The sequence below is a fragment of the Bradyrhizobium sp. BR 1433 genome, assembly GCF_051547665.1.
GTDB classification, from domain to species: Bacteria; Pseudomonadota; Alphaproteobacteria; order Rhizobiales; family Xanthobacteraceae; genus Bradyrhizobium; species Bradyrhizobium australafricanum.
Window position 1 is genome coordinate 660,413 of sequence record NZ_JBPUGG010000001.1, and the last position, 23,184, is coordinate 683,596.

12 protein-coding genes and 7 pseudogenes are annotated in these 23,184 nt (G+C 64.3%); 12 read left to right on the top strand and 7 right to left on the bottom strand.

Annotated features, from left to right (window positions below):
• Nucleotides 1–439 precede the first annotated feature (439 nt).
• A pseudogene (locus ACSKB9_RS03305) lies at nucleotides 440–1,373 on the top strand (septal ring lytic transglycosylase RlpA family protein).
• Between the two features lie 33 nt (nucleotides 1,374–1,406).
• Here ACSKB9_RS03305 and ACSKB9_RS03310 read toward each other — a convergent pair.
• Nucleotides 1,407–2,343, bottom strand: a pseudogene (locus tag ACSKB9_RS03310) (alpha/beta fold hydrolase).
• 267 nt (nucleotides 2,344–2,610) lie between these two features.
• On the opposite strand from ACSKB9_RS03310, the gene ACSKB9_RS03315 reads away from it, so the two are divergent.
• From ACSKB9_RS03315 to ACSKB9_RS03340, 6 genes and pseudogenes are all read left to right on the top strand, one after another.
• Nucleotides 2,611–3,765, top strand: coding sequence for a D-alanyl-D-alanine carboxypeptidase family protein (locus tag ACSKB9_RS03315; RefSeq protein WP_438080033.1), 1,155 nt, complete (start codon nucleotides 2,611–2,613; stop codon nucleotides 3,763–3,765).
• Between the two features lies 1 nt (nucleotide 3,766).
• Nucleotides 3,767–4,453 carry a dTMP kinase gene (tmk, locus tag ACSKB9_RS03320; protein ID WP_438071652.1) on the top strand — a complete coding sequence of 229 codons (687 nt, stop codon included), beginning with the start codon at nucleotides 3,767–3,769 and terminating at the stop codon, nucleotides 4,451–4,453.
• On the top strand, nucleotides 4,450–5,490 hold the full coding sequence (locus ACSKB9_RS03325; RefSeq protein ID WP_438071653.1) for a DNA polymerase III subunit delta': 1,041 nt from the start codon (nucleotides 4,450–4,452) through the stop codon (nucleotides 5,488–5,490). Before tmk ends, ACSKB9_RS03325 begins: the two co-directional genes overlap by 4 nt.
• Nucleotides 5,491–5,563: 73 nt before the next feature.
• A pseudogene (gene metG, locus ACSKB9_RS03330) lies at nucleotides 5,564–7,538 on the top strand (methionine--tRNA ligase).
• A gap of 14 nt (nucleotides 7,539–7,552) precedes the next feature.
• Nucleotides 7,553–8,344 (top strand): TatD family hydrolase, encoded by a 792-nt coding sequence (locus ACSKB9_RS03335; protein WP_057018720.1) that lies wholly within the window; start codon nucleotides 7,553–7,555, stop codon nucleotides 8,342–8,344.
• Nucleotides 8,341–9,147, top strand: a complete 807-nt coding sequence (locus ACSKB9_RS03340; RefSeq protein WP_438071655.1) for an MBL fold metallo-hydrolase — start codon at nucleotides 8,341–8,343, stop codon at nucleotides 9,145–9,147. The genes ACSKB9_RS03335 and ACSKB9_RS03340 overlap by 4 nt, the downstream gene beginning before the upstream one ends.
• Before the next feature lie 294 nt (nucleotides 9,148–9,441).
• Here ACSKB9_RS03340 and ACSKB9_RS03345 read toward each other — a convergent pair.
• From ACSKB9_RS03345 to ACSKB9_RS03370, 6 genes and pseudogenes are all read right to left on the bottom strand, one after another.
• Nucleotides 9,442–11,891, bottom strand: a pseudogene (locus ACSKB9_RS03345) (arylsulfatase).
• A gap of 1,240 nt (nucleotides 11,892–13,131) precedes the next feature.
• Complete coding sequence (locus ACSKB9_RS03350; protein ID WP_438071657.1) at nucleotides 13,132–14,781, bottom strand: acyl-CoA synthetase; 1,650 nt, start codon at nucleotides 14,779–14,781, stop codon at nucleotides 13,132–13,134.
• A gap of 25 nt (nucleotides 14,782–14,806) precedes the next feature.
• Nucleotides 14,807–16,693, bottom strand: a pseudogene (locus ACSKB9_RS03355) (TRAP transporter large permease).
• Nucleotides 16,694–16,720: 27 nt separating this feature from the next.
• Nucleotides 16,721–17,741: pseudogene (locus ACSKB9_RS03360) on the bottom strand (TRAP transporter substrate-binding protein).
• 754 nt (nucleotides 17,742–18,495) lie between these two features.
• Entirely contained in the window at nucleotides 18,496–19,104 is a 609-nt protein-coding gene (locus ACSKB9_RS03365) for a cysteine hydrolase family protein (protein WP_438071659.1), read from the bottom strand.
• Between the two features lie 101 nt (nucleotides 19,105–19,205).
• Nucleotides 19,206–19,409: a CsbD family protein gene (locus tag ACSKB9_RS03370; RefSeq protein ID WP_028331989.1), complete on the bottom strand. Its 204-nt coding sequence runs from the start codon at nucleotides 19,407–19,409 to the stop codon at nucleotides 19,206–19,208.
• A 239-nt stretch (nucleotides 19,410–19,648) separates the two neighbouring features.
• On the opposite strand from ACSKB9_RS03370, the gene ACSKB9_RS03375 reads away from it, so the two are divergent.
• The 5 genes and pseudogenes from ACSKB9_RS03375 (at nucleotide 19,649) to ACSKB9_RS03395 (ending at nucleotide 23,072) form a co-directional block, all read left to right on the top strand.
• Entirely contained in the window at nucleotides 19,649–20,137 is a 489-nt protein-coding gene (locus ACSKB9_RS03375) for a YciE/YciF ferroxidase family protein (RefSeq protein ID WP_028344048.1), read from the top strand.
• An 87-nt stretch (nucleotides 20,138–20,224) separates the two neighbouring features.
• Nucleotides 20,225–21,472 carry a DUF763 domain-containing protein gene (locus ACSKB9_RS03380; RefSeq protein ID WP_438071661.1) on the top strand — a complete coding sequence of 416 codons (1,248 nt, stop codon included), beginning with the start codon at nucleotides 20,225–20,227 and terminating at the stop codon, nucleotides 21,470–21,472.
• A gap of 45 nt (nucleotides 21,473–21,517) precedes the next feature.
• Nucleotides 21,518–22,271, top strand: a pseudogene (locus ACSKB9_RS03385) (DUF72 domain-containing protein).
• A gap of 64 nt (nucleotides 22,272–22,335) precedes the next feature.
• The gene (locus tag ACSKB9_RS03390; protein ID WP_156436346.1) at nucleotides 22,336–22,512 is read left to right on the top strand and encodes a hypothetical protein; all 177 of its coding nucleotides are present in this window, start codon (nucleotides 22,336–22,338) and stop codon (nucleotides 22,510–22,512) included.
• Nucleotides 22,513–22,640: 128 nt separating this feature from the next.
• A complete protein-coding gene (locus ACSKB9_RS03395; RefSeq protein WP_438071662.1) occupies nucleotides 22,641–23,072 on the top strand; it encodes a CBS domain-containing protein in 432 nt (143 codons plus the stop codon).
• The last annotated feature ends 112 nt before the right edge of the window (nucleotides 23,073–23,184 follow it).

Here is a 23,184-nt window from a genome sequence, read left to right on the forward strand (position 1 = left end):
GGCCCGGTACCGATAGCCTTCCACGGCGTGCGCCAAGAAGATCGCCGCACTCACCAGGCCCATCACCGCTGTAACCGTCTCGATCATCGCAAACTTCCTTTGCGCCCCACTCGGAAGAGAAAACGATTGCAGCCTTGCACAGTCAAAAAGATTCAATTGTTGGAATCCAAGATGCCCCCCGACTGATGATTTGCTGCAACAGTGTGTCTGATCGCGGGACAGGCGAGGGCGTTTGGCGGGGGCGACGGTCAGTAGAACGACGGAGGAGGCGCAACAGACCATTCACCAAGACGCCACCGCCCGCCGGCTCTCCCCATTTCCGCCGTGTTCCGGTTGCGATATCGTCACGCTCTGGTGCGGAGGTGGGCCGCACAGCGACGGCAAGGGACTTCGACGCCTCGGAGTGGGCGCAGGTCCGGCAGAATGGTACTTGGGGCAGATGGGGATTAGACGGCCAGATTCGATGATCCGGACGGCACGCGGCGCCGTTGCGGTGGCGACGTGCCTCGTCCTCGCCAATTGTGCCTCCTCGAACAAGTTTGCCAGCCGGGTCGACCCCAAATACGGGGTGTCGTCGAGCCCGCGCGTGGTGGCGCTGGGTGATCCCGTGCCGAAAGGCGGCGGCACCTATCGCATCGGCAAGCCGTACGTTGTCGCCGGCCGCACCTATGTGCCGGAGGAGAATGAGAACTACCGCGCGGAGGGCATGGCGTCCTGGTACGGCGACGATTTCCATGGCCGCCTGACCGCCAATGGCGAGGTGTTCGACATGGGCTCGCTCACGGCCGCCCATCCGACCTTGCCGATGCCGAGCTACGCCCGCGTCACCAATCTGAGCAATGGCCGGTCGCTTGTCGTTCGGGTCAATGACCGCGGCCCGTACCACGGCAATCGCCTCATCAGACGTCTCGAACAAAGCCGCAGAACTGCTTGAATTCAAAGGCAATGGCGTGGCTCGCGTCCGCGTCGAATGTATCGGCCGGGCGCCGCTCGAGGGGTCCGACGACCGCCAGCTGATGGCGACCCTGCGCACCGGTACTCCAGCGCCGTCCCCGTCGATGGTCCGCGTCGCCTCGGCACGGCCGTTCGTGCCGGAGATGTCATCCTCCTCGGGCCGGGTCCGTGGCGACGTTCCGTTGCCGGAGGGGCGGCCCTGCAGCCTCGGCAACACCCAGGCCGACTACGCCTCGGTGAGCGCCACCTCGGAAATGTCGGCCTCGAGCCGGTCGCACCGCCGCGCTCTGAGCAATCCGCGCGAAGTCTCCTATGAGGGCGACGCGCGCTACGCCGCAAGCCCGAGCCCGGCGGCCGCCTATGTCCCGATCGACGCGCGCGGACCGGCCGAAGTCCTGAGCGGGCGCGGCCTCTACTGAGCCATGCGCTTACAGATCAGGCTGTTGGCCTGATCACTTCAGAAACGCGATCAGCGCCGCGTTGACCTCGTCGGGGCGCTCCTGCTGGATCCAGTGGCCGGCCCCCTCGATGATCAGCTTCTGCTTGAGGTTCGGCAGCACGCGCTCCATGTCCGCGACACGCTTGGCGCCGATCAGCCCGGTGATCACCGAATCATTCGAGCCGGCGATGAACAGCGACGGCTGATGGATCTGCGCGTCCTGCCAGGGCGCGGTCAGCTCCCAGTTGCGGTCGAGATTGCGGTACCAGTTGAGGCCGCCGCGGAAGCCGGAGTGCCGATAGCCTGCGGCGAATTCGGCAATGTCGGCCTCGGTCAGCCAGGCCGGCAATGGCATTCCGGCCGGCAGCTTGCCGAGGAAGCCCTTGGCCTCGTCGACGAACATCGAGCTCGGATCGGAGACGCCACGCCCGAGCACCAGGCGCATGGTGTGGGCGATGTCGCGCTCGAACTCGGCCTCGGCCACGCCGGGCGGCTGGAAGTACTGCCAATAGAAATTGGTAATGCCGCTGTCGCGCAGGGTCTCGAGCGGGCGACCACGGCCGCGGAATGGCGGCGGCACGCTGAGGCCGGCGACTTTCGTGAAGATGTCGGGACGGAACAGGGCCGCGTGCCAGGCCACCGGCGCGCCCCAGTCATGGCCGACGATCATCGCGCGGGTCTCGCCGAGCGCGGCAACCAGCGCCACCATGTCTCCGACCGTATCGAAGATCGTGTAGGCACCGACCTCGGCCGGCGCGCCGGTGCGGCCGAAGCCGCGCAGTGTCAGGCGCGACGACCCGAAAGCCTGCCGCGGCCAGCGCCGCGATCTGGTGCCGCCATGAATAGGACAGTTCCGGCCAGCCATGACAGAGCACGACCAGCGGGCCTTGCCCGGCCTCGCGCACGAACATGTCGATGCCGTTGGCGGAAATGGTGCGGGAGGATGACATTCGCGTTTCCGCCTTGTTTGCCGGTTCTGCTGACGTTAGCTGGTTCCAAGGATAGGGACGTTCAACGCAACCGGCAATCCGGCCGGCCGTGCACAAGCGCAGAAACCTCAGTTGTTTGCGATACTTCCAGCTGTTAGAACGCAGTCTTTCAGGACATCGCCGATGGCAGCCCAGACCGCAGTTCCCCGCACGTTGTCAGCTCGCGCCGGGCGTTGCTGGCGCGGCCTGGTCGCGGCCGCGGTCGCGCTGGCGATCGGTTGCGGCGGAATGGTCTATGCCGCCAACAACAGCGTCCAGGGCGCCAAGAAGGAAGAGGGCGGGTTCGACGGCGATGCGCCGACCGCGATCCTGGTCGAGGCCAGTAGCGGCAGCGTGCTGTTCGAGAAGAACGCCGACGAGCTCCGCGCGCCCTCCAGCATGATGAAGCTGATGACGGCCGAGGTGGTGTTCAACGCCATCAAGAAGGGCGACATCAAGCTCACGGACGAGTACCGGATCAGCGAGAACGCCTGGCGACGGGGCGGGGCGCCGTCCGGCACCTCGACGATGTTCGCGGCGATCAACAGCAAGGTCTCGGTCGACGATCTCCTGCATGGCGCGATCATCCCGAGCGGCAACGACGCCTGCATCGCGCTCGCCGAAGGCATTGCCGGCAACGAGCATAGCTTTGCGACCGACGTCATGACCAAGCGCGCCCGCGAGCTCGGCATGACCAAGTCGACCTTCGGCAATTCCAACGGGCTGCCCGACCCGGCCGACAAGATGACGGTCCGGGAGCTCGCGACGCTGGCGCGGCACATCATCCTGACCTACCCGGACAGGTACAAGCTGTTCGGCGAGAAGGAATTCACCTGGAACAAGATCCACCAGCAGAACCGCAATCCGCTGCTGAACGCGTTGCCCGGTGCCGACGGCCTGAAGACCGGCTACACCAAGGAAGGCGGCTACGGCATGGTCGGCTCGGCGGTGCAGAACGAGACACGGCTGATCGTCGTGGTCAATGGCCTCGAGGATTCCGAGGACCGCGCGACCGAAGCCAAGAAGATGCTGGAATGGGGGTTCCGCAGCTTCGAGACCCGGATCCTGATCGCGGCCAATCAGCCGGTCGGCTATGCGCGGGTGTTCGGCGGCGAGAGCCGCTCGGTCAAGCTCGTCAGCCCCGATCCGATCAAGGTGATGGTGTCGAAGAACGGCAACGACAAGCTGCTCGCGCGCATCATCTATAGCGGCCCGGTCAAGGCGCCGATCACCGCCGGCCAGAAGATCGGGGTGGTGCGGGTGTGGCGCGGCGCCAATGTCGCAATGGAGGCTCCGGTCTTCGCAGCGGACGCCGTCGGCACCGGATCGACGATGCGTCGCGCGCTCGATGGCGCCCAGGAGCTGGTCATCGGCATGTTCCGCGCAGGGGTCGAGAAGCTCTGACATGGCGGAAGCAGCAGTCCAACGGCCGAGCTTGCGCGGTCGCTTCATCACCTTTGAGGGCGGCGAGGGGTCGGGCAAATCGACCGAGATCCGCAAGCTTGCCGAACGGCTCGATGCCGCCAAGCTGCGCGCGATCGTGACCCGCGAGCCCGGCGGCTCGCCAGGGGCGGAGATCATCCGTCACCTCGTGCTGTCGGGGATGGGCAAGCTGCTCGGACCGGAGGCCGAGACGCTGCTGTTCGCCGCCGCGCGCGACGACCATGTCCGCACCGTGATCCTGCCGGCGCTCAACCAGGGCATCTGGGTGCTTTGCGATCGCTTCTTCGATTCCACGCGTGCCTATCAGGGCCAGCTCGGGCAGGTGTCGCCCGAACTCGTCAACGCCATGCAGCGCGTGACCATCGGTGATCTCAAGCCCGATCTGACCTTCATCCTCGATGTGCCGGTCGAGGTAGGACTGCAACGCGCCGCCGCGCGACGCGGCGACGCCACCGCCGATCGCTTCGAAGCCGAAGGCATCAAGTTCCATCAGGATTTGCGTGACGCGTACCGCCGGATCGCGGCCGAGGATCCGGAGCGCTGCGTGCTGATCGACGCCACGGCCGATCCGGACACGGTCACGGCCAGGATATGGGCCGCGCTGCGCGAACATCTGCGCGCAACGCTTGCGGTGGACAGCATCGCATGAGCGCGCGCAAGGTCGAACAGGAGAGCGCCGCCCGCCATCCGCGCGAAACGCCGGATTTGTTCGGGCGTCGCGAGGCGGAGACCGCGCTGCTCGATGCCTATCGCAGCGGGCGAATTCCGCATGCCTGGCTGATCGGCGGGGCGCAGGGCATCGGCAAGGCGACGCTGGCCTACCGCATGGCGCGGTTCGTGCTGGCATTTCGCAATCCGAAATCGTCCCAGGTGCAGCAGGCGCCGACGCTACGGATCGATCCGGCTGACCCCGTGGCGCGGCAGGTCGCGGCAGGCGCTCATGGCGGGCTCTTGGTGCTCGAGCGCGGCCTCAACGATCGCGGCGTGATGCGGACCGTCATCACGGTCGACGAGACACGCGAGACCATCTCGTTCTTCGGCTCGACGGCTGCGGTCGACGGCTGGCGCGTCTGCATCGTCGATACCATCGACGAGCTCAATCCCAACGCCGCGAACGCGCTGCTGAAAATCCTCGAGGAGCCGCCACAGCAGTCGCTGTTCCTCCTGGTCAGCCACGCACCGTCACGGGTGCTGCCGACCATTCTGTCCCGCTGCCGCAAATTGCTGCTGCGGCCGCTGGAGACGGACGATGTGGTGCGCGCGGCCGCGGCCGCAACCGATATCGAAGCCGACGATCCGGCGCTGGAGGAAGCTGCCGCAGCATCCGAAGGCAGCGTCGGGCGGGCGCTGTCGCTGCTCGGCGGCGATGCGCTGAAACTGCAGCAACGCACGGCCGCGCTGCTCGCGACGCTTCCGAGCGTCGATCCGCGCGAGCTGCATGCGCTGGGCGAAGCGCTCGGCACCAGCGACCGCGTCGCGCTCGCCGCTTTCATCGACGGCATCGATCGCTGGATGAGCGAGCGCATGCGCACGGGCGATGCCAATGCCAATCTGCCGCGCCTTGCACGGCTGGCGGAGGTATGGGAAAAGATCGTCCGCGCCGCGCGCGATAGCGAAGCCTACAATCTGGAACGCAAGCCGCTGGTTTTCTCGGTGTTTTCGATGCTCGCGGACGCGACCCGATAGACGCCGCGTCTGACAACACATCCGTCTGACAACACTCCCGATAATCTCGTTTCGATCTGCAAAGGATTCCGTGGTGGCGACCGCTAAGAAGAAATCGTCGAAAAAAGCCAAGAAGACGAAGAAGGCATCGCCCGCTCGCGCGACGAGCAAAGCCACGGCGAAGTCGCGCGCGGCCAAGAAAGCGAAGAAGGCCGCCAAGTCCAAGTCCAAGACCGGAGCCAAGGGCGCCAGGAAATCGGCGGCGAAGAAGGTCGTCAAAAAGGCCGTCAAGAAGACTGTGAAGAAGACGGCCAAGAGCACGGCCAAGAAGGCTGCTGCGAAGGCCACCAAGGCTCCGCCGAAGAAAGCAGCCGCAGCAGCCGCCGCACCGGCGACAAAGAAGCCCGCCGCGCCCATGGCTCCCGTTACCGAGAAGGCGCCGAGACTGGCAAAGGTTCGCGCGCCGAAGCAGCCCAAACCCGCAGCGACGGCTCCGGCGGCCGCATCCGTCCCGGCGCCCGCCGCGGACCACGGCAACGTCTACTACATCACGACCGCGATCGCTTATCCGAACGGTCAGCCACATATCGGCCACGCCTATGAGGCGATCGCGACCGACGCATTGGCGCGCTTCCAGCGGCTCGACGGCAAGGACGTGTTCTTTCTGACCGGCACCGACGAGCACGGACAGAAGATGATCCAGACCGCGGCCGGCGAGGGAATGACGCCGTTCGATCTCGCGACCCGCAATGCCGCGCGGTTCAAAGAGATGGACGAGCGGCTCAACGTCTCGTTCGACCGCTTCATCCGTACCTCGGAGCCTGCTCACCACAAGTCGGTGCCAGAGATCTGGCGCCGCATGCAGGACAACGGCGACATCTATATCGACGCCTATGCCGGCTGGTACTCGGTGCGCGACGAAGCCTATTACGCCGAGGATGAGACCACGGTCGGCGAGGACGATGTCCGCCGCGGCCCGCAGGGCACGCCGGTCGACTGGGTCGAGGAGAAGAGCTATTTCTTCAAGCTCTCGGCCTACCAGGACAAGCTGCTGCACCTCTATGAGAGCCAACCCGATTTCATCGGCCCGGATTCTCGCCGCAACGAGGTGATGAGTTTCGTGCGCGGCGGGCTCAAGGATCTCTCGATCTCACGCACCACGTTCGACTGGGGCGTCAAGGTCCCGGACGATCCCGAGCATGTGATGTATGTCTGGGTCGATGCGCTGACCAACTACATCACCGGCGTCGGCTATCCCGATGAGAACGACAGGCATTGGCGCTACTGGCCGGCCGACGTGCATATCATCGGCAAGGACATCATCCGCTTCCACGCAGTGTACTGGCCGGCCTTCCTGATGTCGGCAGGCATTCCCGTGCAGAAGCGGGTCTACGCGCACGGCTTCCTGTTCGACAGGGGCGAGAAGATGTCGAAATCGGTCGGCAATGTGGTCGACCCCTTCGATCTCGCTGAGCAGTACGGCGTCGACCAGATGCGCTACTTCTTCCTGCGCGAAGTGCCGTTCGGCCAGGACGGCAACTACAACCACGAGGCCATCGTCGCGCGCATCAACGCCGACCTCGCCAATGATTTCGGCAATCTGGCGCAGCGTTCATTGTCGATGATCGCCAAACAACTCGGCGGCGTGCTGCCGGAGCCCCGGCGAATTCAGCGACAACGACAAGGCGATTCTGGCGCAGGCCGACGCCATGCTGGAGACGTCGCGCACCGCGATGGCGACGCAGCAGATCCATCAATGGCTCAACACGGTCTGGGCCGTGGTCGCCGAGGCCAACCGCTATTTTGCCGGCGAGGCGCCGTGGGCGCTGGCCAAGACTGATCCCGCGCGCCAGAAGACGGTGCTGTATGTCACCGCCGAAGTCGTGCGCCAGATCGCGATCATGGCGCAGGCCGTGATGCCGGAGTCCTGTGGCAAGATGCTCGATAGCCTCGGTATCGCTGCTAACGCCCGCAGCTTCGCGGCGGTCGCCGAACGGATCAAGCCGGGTACGATTTTGCCGGCGCCTGTCGGCGTGTTCCCGCGCTATGTGGAACCGAAGACCGAGTGAGCGGTTCGAAATTCATGCTGGTCGACAGTCACTGCCATCTCGACTTTCCCGATTTCGCCGACGATCTCGACGGGATCGTCGGACGCGCCGAAGCGGCCGGCATCGGCCGCATGGTCACGATCTCGACCCGGGTGAGGCGGCTCGGCGGCCTGCTCGCGATCACGGAGCGCTTCCCCGACGTCTACTGCTCGGTCGGCACCCATCCGCATCATGCCGACGAAGAGGACGGCATCCCGGCCAGCGAACTGATCGAGTTGACGAAGCATCCGAAGGTCGTGGCGCTCGGCGAGGCAGGGCTCGATTATTTCTACGAGCACGGTTCGCGCGAGGCGCAGGAGCGCGGCTTTCGCGCGCACATCGCAGCGGCGCGCGAGACCGGCCTGCCGCTGGTCATCCATACCAGGGAGGCCGATGAGGATTGCGGCCGCATCCTGGAGGACGAGGTCGCGAAGGGCCCGTTCAAGGCGGTTCTGCACTGCTACACCGGCGGGCGCGAACTCGCGATGAAGGCGATCGCGCTTGGGCTGTCGATCTCGTTCACGGGCATCCTGACCTTCAAGAAGTCGGACGCGCTGCGCGCGCTGGCAGCCGAGCTGCCGGCCGACCGCATCATGGTCGAGACCGACGCGCCGTATCTTGCGCCCGGCAAATTCCGCGGCAAGCGCAACGAGCCGTCCTATGTCGTCGAGGTCGCCAGGGTGCTCGCGGAAACGCGCGGCGTCTCCCTGGAGGAGATCTCGCGACAGACCACCGAAAACTTCTTCCGGCTGTTCTCCAAGGTGCCGGCGCCGAAGGTTGCTGCATGACGCTGACACTGACCATTCTGGGCTGCGGCTCGTCCGCCGGCGTGCCGCGCCCGGCACTCGGCTGGGGCGCCTGCGATCCCGGCAATCCCAAGAACCGCCGCCGCCGCTGCTCGATCATGGCCGAGCGCACCATGGAGCACGGCACCACGCGGGTCGTGATCGACACTTCGCCCGATCTGCGCGAGCAGCTGATCGACAGCAATGTCGAGCACATCGACGCGGTGTTCCTGACGCACGAGCATGCCGACCAGACCCACGGCATCGACGATTTACGCTCGGTCGTACTGCATCAGCGCCGCCGCATCCCGGTCTACTTCAACCAGTCGACCGCGAAGGACATGATGGCGCGGTTCTCCTATTGCTTCATCTCGCCGGAAGGCAGCGAGCTATCCGCCGATCCTGACGCGGCATTCGATCGAGGCCGGCGAGAGCCATACGGTCCAGGGGAAGGGCGGCCCGCTGAAGCTCGCGGCCTTCCTGGTTCATCATGGCAAGATCCCGGCGCTCGGCTACCGCATCGGCGGCGCCGCCTATACGCCCGATCTGCACGACATCCCCAGGAGAGCTGGCCGGCGCTCGAAGGTCTCGATCTCTGGATCGTCGACGGCTTGCGCTATGCGCAGCATCCCAGCCATTTCAGCGTTGCGGACGCGCTGTCGTGGATCGAGCGCTTCAAGCCGAAGCGCGCGGTCATCACCAACATGCATTCCGACCTCGACTACGAGGTGCTGCGGCAGAGCCTGCCGGCCGACGTCATCCCGGCCCATGACGGCATGCGGCTGACGCTCGACCGGGCAGGCTGAAAACCCAATTGATCCAGAGCGAGGCGCCACATACTCGCTGTCGTCCCTGCCTAGTGCGCAATTGCGCACGGGAGCAGGAACCATAACCACAGGGCATCGTTGTTGAAGTAAGCTGTCGCTCCAGCTTTGCAATACAATCGGTAACCTAGGGCTGGGCTAATGCAGACACATACGAACTGCGGGAGCGGATGTCTGCTCCGAGTCAAAAGCCGCCCCATTACGGCCGAACCGGATCCGTCCACAGCAATTGGAAACGGGCATCCGGCGAAAAGGACGCCCGTCCCGACGGCCAAGTTAGTTATGCGTCGCGCTGGCGCGGGCGTGTTGGATCGCCCGCTGCTCGTCAGCCGTAAGCTGCACCGGTCCGAGTTTGAAGGTGAGCTTGTTGAGCTTGCCTGCGAGGCGGAACGGCAACTGGTAATCCTTGTCGTCGACGGACGTGCGGCTATCGACGCCCACATCGAACGTTTCATCGATGGTGAGGAGGAATGGCGCTGTGTGCGGCAACTTGTTGGTGGCAACGTCCTTGTCATCCACCTTGAGAACGCCGGTTCCGCCTTTGCCGAAGCCGGGACCGTCGTATTTGAAGTCGAAAACGATGATGTGCTTGCCCGGCGTGAGCGCCTGCTGACCTTCCCAGCGGAAGCGTTCAAGATCGAGGAAGTTGTAAGTGAAGACGGGCTTGCTCTTGAGCAGATACAGGCCATAGCCGCCGAAACGGCCTCCCATTGTGACGATCATCCCATCGCCGCCGTCCTGCGGAACGTCCACTTCAGCGGTGATGGTATAGGACTTGTTCAGGATGTCGGGTGCGTCGCTGTAGGGCACGCCGGATAGCTCTCCGGAGTAGGCGAAGGTGCTCCGTCCTGCCGTCGCGCTTGGCCTTGGCGTGACAACACGCTGAAGGACCGAGTTGTCGAGCGGGAGCACGTTGTACTTCGTCGCTTCCACCAGGAAAAGTTCCTGCAACTCGCGCAGCTTGTCTGGCCTCTTGGCAGCAAGATCGTTGTACTCGGAGTAGTCCTCAGTCAGGTTGTAAAGCTCCCATTTGTATCCATCGACGATGTCTGTAGGCAGTTTCACCGTGCCAAGGAGCCAGGGCGGCGCAGGCGGTGTCGTCGTGGCGATCCAGCCGTCGTGGTACAGCGCGCGGTTCGCGAACATCTCGAAATACTGTGTCTTGCGCGTCGACGGCGCGTTGGCGTTCGCCTTGTCGAAGGTGTAGGCCATGCTCACACCCTCAATTGGCTTTTGCGCGATGCCGTTGACCATCAACGGCGCCGGTATCCCTGCTGCTTCAAGAATGGTCGGCACGATGTCGATAAAGTGGTGGAACTGGGTACGGATGCCGCCGGTATCCTTGATGCGAGCCGGCCAGGATATCGCCATGCCCTGCCGGGTGCCGCCGAAGTGTGACGCTACCTGCTTGGTCCACTTGAACGGCGTATCGAACGCCCACGACCACGCCACCGACATGTGCGGATAGGTCGTGGCCGAGCCCCACGCATCGTACTGCTTCATCTGTTCGGCGATCGGCAGATCGAGGATGCCGTTGTAGGCGGTGTACTGGTTGAACGTCCCCCGCGTCGTGCCTTCCGCGCTCGTGCCGTTGTCACCGCTGATGTAGATGATCAGCGTGTTGTCGAGCTTACCCAAATCCTCGACTGCCTGGATGACGCGGCCGATTTCATCGGTCCGTGTAGGCCGTGTAACCGGCAAACACCTCCGCCTGACGCGCGAACAGCTTCTTCTCGTCGGCTGAGAGCGTGTCCCATTTTGGCAGTTCGTCCGGCCAGGGCGTGAGCTGTGCATTTGCCGGAATGACCCCGAGCCGCTTCTGGTTGGCAATAATCTGCTCGCGCATGGCGTTCCAGCCCATGTCGAACTTGCCCTTGAACTTGTCGCTCCACTCCTTCTTCGGCTGATGAGGCGAGTGGCTGCCGCCGGGGACGTAGTAGACGAGGAATGGCTTGTCGGGGGCACTCGCGTTAAGCTTCCGCATATGGCTGATCGCCTCATCCGCCATATCGGTGATGAGGTTGTAGTCAGGCTTTCCGGTAAAGGGGAAAATCTGCCGTCGTGTTTTGGTACAGCCAAGGATTCCGCTGGTCGGTCTCGCCGCCCATGAAGCCGTAGAAGTAATCGAAGCCCATACCGCTCGGCCATTGTTCGAACGGGCCGGCGGCGCTGATCTGGTAGCTCGGCGTATTGTGGTTCTTGCCGAACCAGGATGTTGCGTAACCGTTCTGCTTGAGAATGTTGCCGATGGTGGCGTTGTCCGGCCCGATGACAAAATTGTAGCCGGGATAACCGGTGGACTGCTCGGAAATAATACCAGATCCGACCGAGTGGTGATTGCGCCCGGTGATCAACGCCGCCCGCGACGGTGAGCACAGCGAGGTCGAGTGCATCTGCGTATAGCGCAGGCCCGCGTTGGCGATGCGGTCCATCGCCGGCGTCGGGATCACGCCACCGAACGTGCCCGAAACGCCATAGCCCTGATCGTCGGTCATGATCAGCAGCACGTTCGGCGCGCCCTTTGGCGGGACCACCTGCGGCTGCCAATACGGCTTCGACTGGTCGGCTTGCAGGTTGATCTCGCCGCCGAACTTCGGCGGCGGCGGCGGAAGATATTTTCCGTCGATCGTCGTTGTCGCGCCGGGCGACCCCGGCGTGCCGGTGATTTGTTGCGCCAAAGTCGGTACTGTTGTGAGTATCGTTAGCGTGGCGGCAGAGAGCAACAGCGCGGAATTCTTCACGATCCGTCTCCTCCTGTGCAGCAACTGTATGGCTTGTGTCAGCGAGGTCCTTGAACGCAGGTGCTTAGACCGCAATAACGTTCGCGGACCTGGCATTCGAGACAGGTCGACCTGAGCAAGGATTGATCTAGATCAAGCTATTCCGCTTCGGGTCAAAATCCGACTACGGCGATCCGCTTGAACTTGGTCGGCTGGGCTTCCGAAAGCGGACATTGCAGCCTTCTGATAAAGGTCGGATAGCCCTTCACTTTTCATCGATTGCCGCCGGTTGCTCGCCCGGTCGATAGGCAAAGCCAGGATCGATACTCTTCGGGCACCATGACTGTCCGGCCACCGACTAGATGAGGCACCAGGCGCGACGGCGGCGCTTGGTCCGACAACTGATAACCGAAGCGATCGAGGTCGGCGTCGGAGAGGCTTTCGACCCAGCAGTGGCAGAACCACCCGTTGGGCGGGAAATGGGTCTGCCACCAGGGATTGTCGACCGGCAGGAATGGTGCCGTCCCAGGCCTCATGCTCTGCGCGCGGGTGCGCCTGCCCAGGAAGATGCTTGTACATCAGGTAAGGCCGCTGCGCCTTGACCTGCTGAATCTGCTCCCAGCGACCGGCGGCATAAGCCATGTTGACGTTGGTGTCGAAGATCACGCGGCTGCGCCAGCCGCGCGAGCCAGTGTAGCTCCAGCCATGCTTCTCGACGATATTGAGGAGAGGAATATGTCACGTCGCAATTTTGCGTTTGCTGCGGTCGTCGCTTCCATCTGCGCTCCAATGCTCGCGGCAAACAGCGCCGCAGTACTGAGATTTGAGAAGAAGCTGTTCAGGTATGGGCCATCGGGTCAACGGCTGCGCGGTCGGGACGACCGCATATCTCCACATCTGCTTCGGGTCGAACGGCCAATATGGCTCTTCGAACCGCACCATTCCGTGGGGTCAACAACACTTTCAAAGCGTACAGCAGTGGTCAACGTACAATTGGACATGTGGGAGTCCAACCGGACAGAACTGCCCCGGCGCTTGGTACTTACATTTGGACAGCTGCGATGGAGGCGTAGTCGCTCCCAAGAAATTCCGTCAGCAAAGGAAGGCTCCCGGAACTCCTTTGGCGCAGTAAGACGGCCTTCGGGTAGTCAGACGGCCTAGCAAAGGGGTGAACAAATGGAACTTGCGCCCGGTGCCATTCGATTTTGCGCGCTACACCCGGGACGACAGCGGGTATGTGGCGCTGTCAGGCCGAGATCGCCTTGGCCGATCCGACCTGGTTGCGCAGCAGGAATTTCTGGATCTTGCCGGTCGAGGTCTTCGGGATCACGCCGAACACCACGGATTTCGGCGTCTTGAACCCCGACATGTGCTCGCGGCAATAGGCGATGATCTCGGCCTCGGTCGCCTTGGCGCCGTCCTTCAGTTCGATGAAGGCGCAGGGCACTTCACCCCATTTCGGGTCGGGCTTGGCCACGACCGCCGCAAACAGCACCGCCGGGTGCTTGTAGAGGATGTCCTCGACCTCGACGGAGGAGACGTTCTCGCCGCCGGAGATGATGATGTCCTTGGAGCGGTCCTTGATGATGACGTAACCGTGCTCGTCGAGCACGCCGAGATCGCCGGTGTGAAACCAGCCGCCGGCAAAGGCTTCCTGCGTCGCCTTCGCGTTCTTCAAATAGCCCTTCATCACGATGTTGCCGCGGAACATGACCTCGCCGATGGTCTCGCCGTCGCGCGGCACCTCGCGCATGGTCTCCGGATCGAGAACCGTGACGCCTTCCTGGAGCGGATAGGACACGCCCTGGCGCCGCTTCAGCTGCGCGCGCGCATCAGCAGACAGCTCGTCCCAGCCCGGCTGCTCGGCGCAGACCGAGGCGGGGCCATAGACCTCGGTCAACCCGTAGACGTGAGTCAGCTCGATGCCGATGCGCTCGCCACCCTCGAGGACGGCAACCGGCGGCGCCGCGCCGGCGATCAGGCCGACAACGGGCTTTGCCTTGCCGGCCTTTGGCGCATCGGGCGCGTTGATCAGCGTGTTGTAGACGATCGGCGCGCCGCACATGTGGGTGACGCCGTGCCTCGGGATCAGTTCGAAGATCTTGGCCGGGTCGACCTTGCGCAGGCAGACATTGACGCCGGCGGCCGCCGCGATCGTCCAGGGGAAGCACCAGCCGTTGCAATGAAACATCGGCAGCGTCCAGAGATAGACCGGATGCTGGCCGAGATTGCCGGCTAGGATGTTGCTGACCGCGTTGAGATAGGCGCCGCGGTGATGCGTCACGACGCCCTCGGGATTGCCCGTCGTGCCCGACGTGTAGCTCAGCGCGATCGCATCCCATTCGTCGGCCGGCGGCCGTTCCACGAAGCCGGGATCGCCCGCCGCGACCGCCGCCTCATACTCGATCTCGCCGATCCGCTTGCCAACGCCGAAGGCCGCGTCATCGACGTCGATCACGAACGGCTTTGCGCCCTTCATCAGGGTCAGGGCCTCCGCGATCACGCCGGAGAATTCGGGATCGACCAGAATGATCTTTGCGCCGCCATGCTCGAGCTGGAACGCGATCGACGCCGCGTCGAGGCGAATGTTGAGCGCGTTGAGCACCGCGCCGGTCATCGGCACGGCGAAGTGCAATTCGTTCATCGCCGGAATGTTCGGCAGCATCGCCGCGACCGTGTCGCCATGGCCGATGCCATGGCCCGCGAGATAGGACGCAAAGCGCCTGCAGCGCTCGTAGGTCTCCTTCCAGGTGAAGCTGCGGCCCTCATAGACCACGCTGAGATGGTCGGGATAGACGGCAGCCGAGCGCGCCAGGAAGCTCAGCGGCGAGAGCGGCACGTAGTTGGCCGGCGTCTTGTCCAACCCGATCGAGTACTGGTTCTGAGCTGCACTCATGGCTCTATCCCATCCGCAAGGTGCTTTACAGGAAACCGATCGATATCCAGGGAAGATGGCGACGATGATCAGGCCGATCAACAGCGCCAGCATGTAACCCCAGATCGGCCGGATACCCTCGGCCGGATCGACGCGCCCGATGGCGCAGGCGGCATGATACGCCGACCCCGAACGGCGGCGCGAACAGCCCGATGCCCATCGCCAGGATGATGATCATGGCGTAGTGCACCTCGTGGACGCCGACCTGGTGCGCAATCGGAAACAGCAGCGGCCCGAACAGCACGATCGCCGGGATGCCCTCGAGCACGCTGCCGAGGATCACGAAGGCCAGGATCGAGACCGCGATGAAGGTCGCCGACCCGCCGGGCAGCCCGGTCATCGCCGCCGCCAGCGCCCGCGAGAAGCCCGACTGGGTCAGGCCCCAGGCCATGCCGGTCGCGGTACCGATGATGAACAGGATCGCCCCCGACAGGCACGCCGTGTCGATCAGCATCGGCAACAGCCGCCGCCAGTTGAACTTGCGGTAGATCAAGAGGCCGATGACGAAGGCGTAGACGATGCCGATGGTCGAGACTTCGGTGGCGGTGGCGATGCCTTCGACCACGGCGTAGCGGATCACGAAGGGCAGGGCCAATGCGGGCAGGGCGAACACGAACGCCTTGCCGATCTCGCTGCCTGTGGCGCGCTGGACGTGGCTGCGGTCTTCGCCGCGGTAGCGCCACCACACCAGGCCCGACAGCGTGATCGCCAGCACCACGCCCGGCAGCAGGCCGCCGGTGAACAGCGCCGAGATCGAGACGCCGGTCACCGAGCCGATCGTGATCAGCACGAGGCTCGGCGGAATGGTTTCGGTCTGCGCGCCGGTGGCGGCGAGCAGGGCGACCAGATCGCCCGGCTTGGCGCCGCGCTGCTTCATTTCCGGGAACAGCACGGGCGCGACCGCGGCCATGTCCGCGGCCTTCGATCCGGAGATGCCGGAAACCAGATACATGGCGCCGACCAGCACGTAATGCAGGCCGCCGCGGACATGGCCGAGCAGGCTCGCCAGGAACGCCACCATGGCCCGCGCCATGCCGGTCATCTCGATCAGGAGACCGAGGAAGACGAACAGCGGCACCGACAGCAGGATCAGATGGCTCATGCCCTCGTCCATCCGGCCGACCAGCACCATCAGCGGCGTCCGCGTGGTCAGCGCCAGGTAGCCGAAGATCGCCATGCCGAAGGCAAAGCCGATCGGTACGCCGGCGAACACGCAGAAGCCGACCACGCCGACGAAGAAGATGATCAGGTTGAGATTGCCGAGCGGCCGCAGCATCGGCTGTGCCAGCCAGAACAGCCCGATCAGCGCAGCTACGGTCAGCGCGGCCAGCAGGAAGGTCCTGAAATCGCCGACCCGCGCCAGCCGCAGCAGCGCGAACAGCGCCATCAGGCAGGTGCCGACCGGCAGCGCCGCCGCGCGCCAGGTGTTGGATATCTGCAGCGCCGGCGTGGTGATGAAGCTTTCCTCGTAGGCGTATTCATAGGCCGGCCGCACGATCAGGATCAGGAACGCCAGCGCGGCGCAGGTCGCGACGACGTCGAGATAGGCCCACAGCCGCGGTCCCGCACTTGCGACCAGCGCCGTCATCCGCATGTGCTCGCCGCGGCGAAACGCCACCGCCGAGCCGAGCATCGCGAGCCACAGGAACAGGATCGACGCCAGTTCATCGGACCAGATCAGCGGCGCATGGAGCACGTAGCGCGACACCACGCCGGCGAACAGGATCACGACCTCGGCGACGACAAGGATCGCCGCCGGGATTTCCACCAGCATCCCGAGCGCCGCGTCGATGGAACCGAGGACGGAGCGGCGGCGAGGGGGCTGCGACGCCGCCTCGCCGGCCACGGCCGGCGTCATCTCGACATGAGCCATGGCAAGCCTCCTGCTTGATTTGATCGATCAGGACAGTTTGCCGACGGACTTCTCGAGCAGATCCCAGGCCTTCTCGCCGTACTTGCCCTTCCACTCGGCGTAGAAGCCGGCGGTGCGGAGCTTGTCGCGGAACGGCCCGACCTCGGGCTGGTTGAAGACGAGCCCCTTGCCCGTGAGCTCCTGCTTCACGGTGGCGTTCAGCTTCTCGGTATCCTCACGCTCCTTGACGGCGGCCGCGTTGACGTTCTTGGCGACGATGGTCTTGATATCGTCCGGCAGCGCCGCCCAGGCTCTGCGGTTCATCAGGAACCAGAAGCCGTCCCACATGTGGTTGGTCATCGAGCAGTATTTCTGCACCTCGTAGAGCTTCGCCGCCGAGATCAGCGCCAGCGGGTTCTCCTGGCCTTCGACGATCTTGGTCTGCAGCGCCGAATAGACCTCGCTGAAATTGATCGAGGCGGGCGATGCATCGAACGCCTTGAACATCGAGGTCCACAGCGGCGACACCGGCACGCGGATCTTGAAGCCCTTGAGATCGTCAGGACCGGTGATCGGCTTGGTCGACGACGTGGTCTGGCGGAAGCCGTTGTCCCAGATCTTCTCCATGACCTCGAGGCCGGCCTTGTTGATCTCGCCGCGCACATAGGCGCCGAGCTCGCCGTCCATCGCCTTCCAGACCGTGGGATAGTCCGGGAATGCGAAGCCGATGCCGTTGATCGAGGCCGCCGGCACCAGGGTCGCCAGGATCAGGCCGGACAGCGTGAAGAACTCGACGCCGCCGGAGCGCACCTGGCTCAGCATGTCGGTATCGGAACCGAGCTGGCTGTTCGGGAACACCTGCAGGTCAAACCGGCCGTTGGTCTCGGTCTTGATCGCCGCGGCCATCTCCCGGGCGCGCGCCACGAACGGATGCGACTCCGGCAGGTTGTTGGCGAACTTGTACAGAGAATTCGGCCGACTGGGCGCGCGCGACATAGGGCGCGCCGATCCCGCCGAGGACGGCGGAAGCGGCGGAAACCTTCAGCAGCGTGCGTCGTGAAAAGCTCATTGGTTGCTCCCTCAAGAGGCTTGTTGTTGTTCTGAGATGCCATCCTATACGGACCTGATGCCGCGGGGTCACCAGCGATCTCTGCACAGCTGGGGCTTATTGCAGCGTCCGTACGCGGCGGCAATATCGGCTTTCAGACGAGATGCGCGCGCGTGGATCGTGGCGGCATCAGCACGGGCTGGACGACCGGCTTGGGCACATCAGCCACACGCCAACTTGCGGACCAGTGCGAAGATCTCCCACTAAATATCTGATCTAATTGTAGATATAAATATTCCATAATATACCTTATGCGAATTACGGATATCAGGTCGCCGCGGCAGCTACACCGTGGCTCCGCTCACTCACTTCGACGCACGGCGGAGAATCAGGAACCTTGGCAGCGGCTTGCCGATCGACGGCCCAGTCCCACCTTTCAGCGGTCGAGCGATGAGCCAAGGTTGGCGCGCGCGCTTAGCTTGCTCGGCGTCACCATGATTGCGTCGGCCGCCCGGTGGCATCAAGCATCTCGACCCTCTGGCCGATACCGGACTGAGAGCCGGCGCCGATTACCGGCTGGTCGTGTTGGATTGGATACGGCGGCGGACGCGCGGCTGAGCTTCATGGGCGCGCGCGGGTCTGACCGCGGCTTCGCCCTCAGCAACGCGGAGAACGGCGGCACGAACTGTCCGAGCGCAAGCACCCTGCTCTGGTCGCGCCTGGGCTCAGAGCTGGATGAGCGAGAGCAGCAGCCCGCTGTAGCCGGCGCGATCGCTCAGTCGTCGAGGGTCCACATCCGGAGGATGTCGGCCGTGGATGCCACCTCGATCTGGATGCTGAAGCGTTCGGCATAGAGCTGCAGCAGCGCGTCATGGCTTTGATCGGAAGAGCTGCACAGGGCGTCCTCGGCCACGATCACCCGGTAGCCGATATCGATCGCGGCCAGCACGGTGGCGAGCACGCACACGTCGGTCTCACCGCCCGACACGATCACCGTATCGATCCCATGCGCATCGAGATGAGCCTGCAGGCGCCCATTACCGAACGCGTTATAGATCGGCCGGTCGATGATGGCGGCCGGCGGCACACAGGCGGCGAGCGCCGGCACGAGCTCGATCAACTCCGGATCGAGCCGCTCGCGGGTCACGCATTCCCATTTCTCGTAATAAGCCCGCCAAATCCCCCGCGCGTCGTGCTTCGAGCGCGGCGGAATGAAGCGGGTGAATACGGTACGCTCAGGCGCATGCCGCGCCAGTTCGACGATGCGCGGCAGCACGCGGTCCATCCAGGGCGTCGCCCAGGGCGCCCCGGGTTCGAACAGCCGCTGCATGTCGATGCAAAGGTGCGCCGCGCGCGGACTTGGCGGACTCAGAAGCTGTCCCATCGCTCACTCCTGCGCGCGCCGACCGGATGCCGTCACACGCAGGCTCAGCCGCCCAGGACGCAAGAGGCCCCGCCGAAGCGGGGCCCGGAACGCGGTCCCGTTCACCATTTCTGGCGGCCGTACCAGTCGTTCACTTCCTTGGCAGCTTGATCCTTGGCATAGCCGTAGCGCTGCTGCAGACGGCCCTCGAGCTGGTCCTGCTTGCCGTCGATCACATCGAGATCGTCGTCGGTGAGCTTGCCCCACTGCTCCTTGACCTTACCTTTGACCTGCTTCCAGTTGCCTTCAACACGATTCCAATCCATCGCGGTTCTCCCTTGAACGTTGAGACCGACCAACGGGCCGGCCGAGGCTTCGTTCCGTAACCACGTTGCGGCAAGACTTCGCAATCCGAGACTTCGCAATCCGACCAAGCTCCATCGTGACGCGCTTGAATGCGCGACAACCAAGGAGGCGCTTTGCCGCGCATCGATCAAGGATAGGAACTTGTTTTCCGCACTCGTGTTGGCACTCCGGAATATTCACCCAACTCACGGAGCGACCAATGCCGGACAAAGATCTCAGCGCCCTCTTCCTCGATACCCTCAAGGACATTTATTACGCGGAAAAGCAGATCCTGAAGGCGTTGCCGCGGATGGCCAAGGCCGCCGAGTCCGACGATCTGCGTGCGGCGTTCGAGAAGCATCATGACGAGACCGAAGGACAGATCGAGCGGCTCGAGCAGATCTTCGACCTGATGGGCAAGCCGGCGCGCGGCAAGAAGTGCGACGCCATCGAGGGCATCATCGACGAGGGCAAGGAGATCATGGAGGAGTATGCCGACACGCCGGCGCTCGACGCGGGCCTGCTCTCGGCAGCCCAGGCGGTCGAGCATTACGAGATCGCCCGCTACGGCACCCTGAAGGCCTGGGCCAACCGGCTCAGCATGAAGGATGCGGTCAAGCTCATCGACCAGACCCTGGCCGAGGAAAAGAAGACGGATGAAGCGCTCACCAAGCTCGCCGTCAGCGGCATCAACGCCGAAGCTGCCTGACGAGACGCGCGATGAAGCGACGTCCGCTTTGTACACGCGCTCGCATTTGCTGGTAGATTGGACGCCGATTCAGCATCTGGGAGCCCGATGGCCCGACGCACCGGCAGCGCCGATCTTCCGCTCCATGGCGGCCGCGTGCCGCCATGGCTGGCGGCGCGCATGGCGACGCTGGGCGGCATCATCACCCAGGCCATCGTCCACCATTACGGCCGCGATGCCTTTTTGCAGCGCCTGTCGCATCCGTTCTGGTTCCAGTCGTTCGGTGCCGTGATGGGCATGGACTGGCACTCGTCCGGCATCACCACCAGCGTCATCGGCGCGCTGAAGCGAGGTCTGGCGCCGCTGCAAGGCGAGCTCGGAATCGATGTCTGCGGCGGGCGCGGCAAGCATTCGCGCCGCACGCCCGATGAACTGTCCGCCCTTGGCGACCGCGTCGGATTCGACGGTGCCGCCCTGACCCGCGCGAGCCGGCTGGTGGCCAAGGTCGACAGCGCCGCGGTGCAGGACGGATTCGAGCTCTACCTGCACGGCTTCTTCGTCACCGACGACGGCAAATGGACCGTCGTCCAGCAAGGCATGAACGGCGACAAGCGGCAGGCCCGCCGCTATCACTGGCACTCCGAAGGCCTGCGCAGCTTCGTCGACGAGCCGCACAGCGCGATCGACGGCCCGACGCAGGGCGAGATCGTCAATCTCACCGATCACCGCGCCGAAAGCTCACGCCAGGCGCAGCTCGATCTGCTCGCTGCGCTTGGGCCGGACGGCATCACGCGCGAATATGCCGAGCTGACGCAGAGCGCGACCGCGCAACCGGATCTCCTGCACCTGATCATGCCCGCGCATCACGACGTGCGCTCGAGCGACGTGTTCGTCCGCCGCCTGCACGGCACCCTGGCCGCGGCTGCCGATCGCGGGCCGCTGGATTTTCCCGAGCTGCTGCTGACGCCCGGCGTCGGCGCCCGCACGGTGCAGTCGCTCGCGATGGTTGCCGAGGTCGTTCACGGGACGCCCTACCGCTTCCGCGACCCGGCGCGCTTCTCGCTCGCCCATGGCGGCAAGGACCGTCATCCCTTCCCGGTGCCGATCAAGGTCTATGACGAGACCATCCGCGTGCTGAAGTCGGCCGTGCAGCAGGCAAAGCTCGGCCGCGATGAGGAGATGCAGGCCCTGAAGCGACTCGACGATCAGGCCCGCAGGTTGGAACGAACCGCCACCGGCCCCTCCTTCGAGGCGTTTGTCGCGAACGAGCGCGCCCGTTCTCCTGCGCTCGACGGCCGCTCGGTCTTCGGCTGGGAAGCGGACCTTGCCGAGCGCAACGGGATCACCAAGCGTTAGAGCGAGGGCTTGATCCAACAGCTGATCCACCGCTTGGACCATCGTATGGCGCGCATATTGATTGGCACCTCCGGCTGGCACTATTCGTCCTGGCGCGGTCCGTTCTTCCCTAGGGGCTTGCCGCTCAAGCGGCAACTCGACTACTACGCGACGCAGTTTCCGACCACTCGAGCTGAACGGCGTCTTCTACCGCACGCCGACCGAACAGGCGGTGACAGGCTGGCGCGATGCGACCGATGCGGATTTCGTCTTCGCCTGGAAGGCGTCGAAATTCATCACGCACTGGAAGCGGCTCTCCGCGAACTCGGTCAACAGTCTCCAGTTGCTGGAAGAGCGTCTGTCGTTGCTGCGCAACAAGGCCGGCCCGGTCCTGTTTCAGCTGCCGCCGAACTTCACGATCGATGCCGATCGGCTAGGCTCGTTCCTGAAGCTGTTGAAGCGGCGGCGGCGCTATGCGTTCGAATTCCGCCACCCCAGCTGGTACGAGCCGCATATCCTGAAGCTGCTGGCGGATCGCAATATCGCGCTCTGCATTTCCGATCATCACGACGCGCCGGCGCCGTGGAAGCGGACCGCGGATTTCGTCTATGTCCGCGGCCACGGCCCGGGCGGCCGATATCGCGGGCACTACAAGCCGGCCGAGCTTTCCGACTGGGCCAAACGCATCCGCGGATGGAAGCGGCAGGGATGCGACATCTATGTCTATTTCGACAACGACCAGAAGAGCGCAGCGCCGGCGGATGCCAAACGGCTTTGCGCGCTGCTCGGCTCCGCCGTTCCGCGGCGGCCTTCGCAATAGGAACGAACGGTTCCAGCCTGCATTGGCTACCAAAGAGACGAGCCGACGCGATGCCATCCGATCGTTGAAAGCCATTGCGCTGAACTACACGCTGAAGCGAGGCAAGGATCCCTCCCCGACCCACTACAAGGACCTCAAAAAGCCCTACGACAAGACTGTGCAGACCACCGCCATGCTTGCGGCCAACGCGGCACATCTTGCACGCCTGCTGAAGTCGGCGACCTATCCCGGCGTAGCCTAGGCACGGAGCGGGACATGCCGCTTCATCCGACCTGGACCAACATTGCCATCCGCCTCGCCTTGTTAGGAACGCCGTTCCGGGCGGCATCGTTAGGCCGTTGACGCAACCAGCCAAATGGAGAGGCTATCATGAAGGTTTGCGACGCGATGACACCTGACGTCCAGCTGTGCACCCCCGACGATACGCTCCGCGATGCCGCAGAAGCGATGGCAGCACTTGGCGTTGGCCTGCTGCCGGTTACCGATAGCGAGCGCCTGGTCGGCATGATCACGGACCGCGACATCGCGCTTCGCGGCATCGGAATGGGTCGCGGCCCCGACTTGCGGGTCGGCGACGTCATGACGGCCGAGGTGAAGTATTGTTTCGAGGATCAGGATCTCGACGACATCGCACAGAACATGGGTGCGATCCAGGTTCGGCGCCTGCCGGTGCTGAGCCGGGACAAGCGCCTGGTCGGAATCATCGCCCTCGGGGATATCGCCCTGATCCAGGCCAGCGATGGTACGGGCATGGCGCTCAGCCAGATCTCACGCCCGACCACCCAGCACGCGCAACTCTAGACTTACACGGCTCCGCTTCGCGGCCCAGGCTCGCAAAAGCCCAGCTCGCGAAGCGGAGCGTCAGGTGCGCCAATGGCCGAGTACGTACCGTGGATCGTGATTGCCGCCGGGG

Excerpts from the sequence above, each read along its gene's own strand:
- ACSKB9_RS03315 (WP_438080033.1), top strand. The coding sequence starts at position 2,611 with ATGGTCTATGCCGCCAACAACAGCGTCCAGGGCGCCAAGAAGGAAGAG.
- ACSKB9_RS03380 (WP_438071661.1), top strand. The coding sequence starts at position 20,225 with ATGGCCCGACGCACCGGCAGCGCCGATCTTCCGCTCCATGGCGGCCGC.
- ACSKB9_RS03395 (WP_438071662.1), top strand. The coding sequence starts at position 22,641 with ATGAAGGTTTGCGACGCGATGACACCTGACGTCCAGCTGTGCACCCCC.
- ACSKB9_RS03340 (WP_438071655.1), top strand. The coding sequence starts at position 8,341 with ATGACGCTGACACTGACCATTCTGGGCTGCGGCTCGTCCGCCGGCGTG.
- ACSKB9_RS03370 (WP_028331989.1), bottom strand. The coding sequence starts at position 19,409 with ATGGATTGGAATCGTGTTGAAGGCAACTGGAAGCAGGTCAAAGGTAAG.
- ACSKB9_RS03365 (WP_438071659.1), bottom strand. The coding sequence starts at position 19,104 with ATGGGACAGCTTCTGAGTCCGCCAAGTCCGCGCGCGGCGCACCTTTGC.
- ACSKB9_RS03325 (WP_438071653.1), top strand. The coding sequence starts at position 4,450 with ATGAGCGCGCGCAAGGTCGAACAGGAGAGCGCCGCCCGCCATCCGCGC.
- ACSKB9_RS03375 (WP_028344048.1), top strand. The coding sequence starts at position 19,649 with ATGCCGGACAAAGATCTCAGCGCCCTCTTCCTCGATACCCTCAAGGAC.
- ACSKB9_RS03350 (WP_438071657.1), bottom strand. The coding sequence starts at position 14,781 with ATGAGTGCAGCTCAGAACCAGTACTCGATCGGGTTGGACAAGACGCCG.
- tmk (WP_438071652.1), top strand. The coding sequence starts at position 3,767 with ATGGCGGAAGCAGCAGTCCAACGGCCGAGCTTGCGCGGTCGCTTCATC.
- ACSKB9_RS03335 (WP_057018720.1), top strand. The coding sequence starts at position 7,553 with ATGCTGGTCGACAGTCACTGCCATCTCGACTTTCCCGATTTCGCCGAC.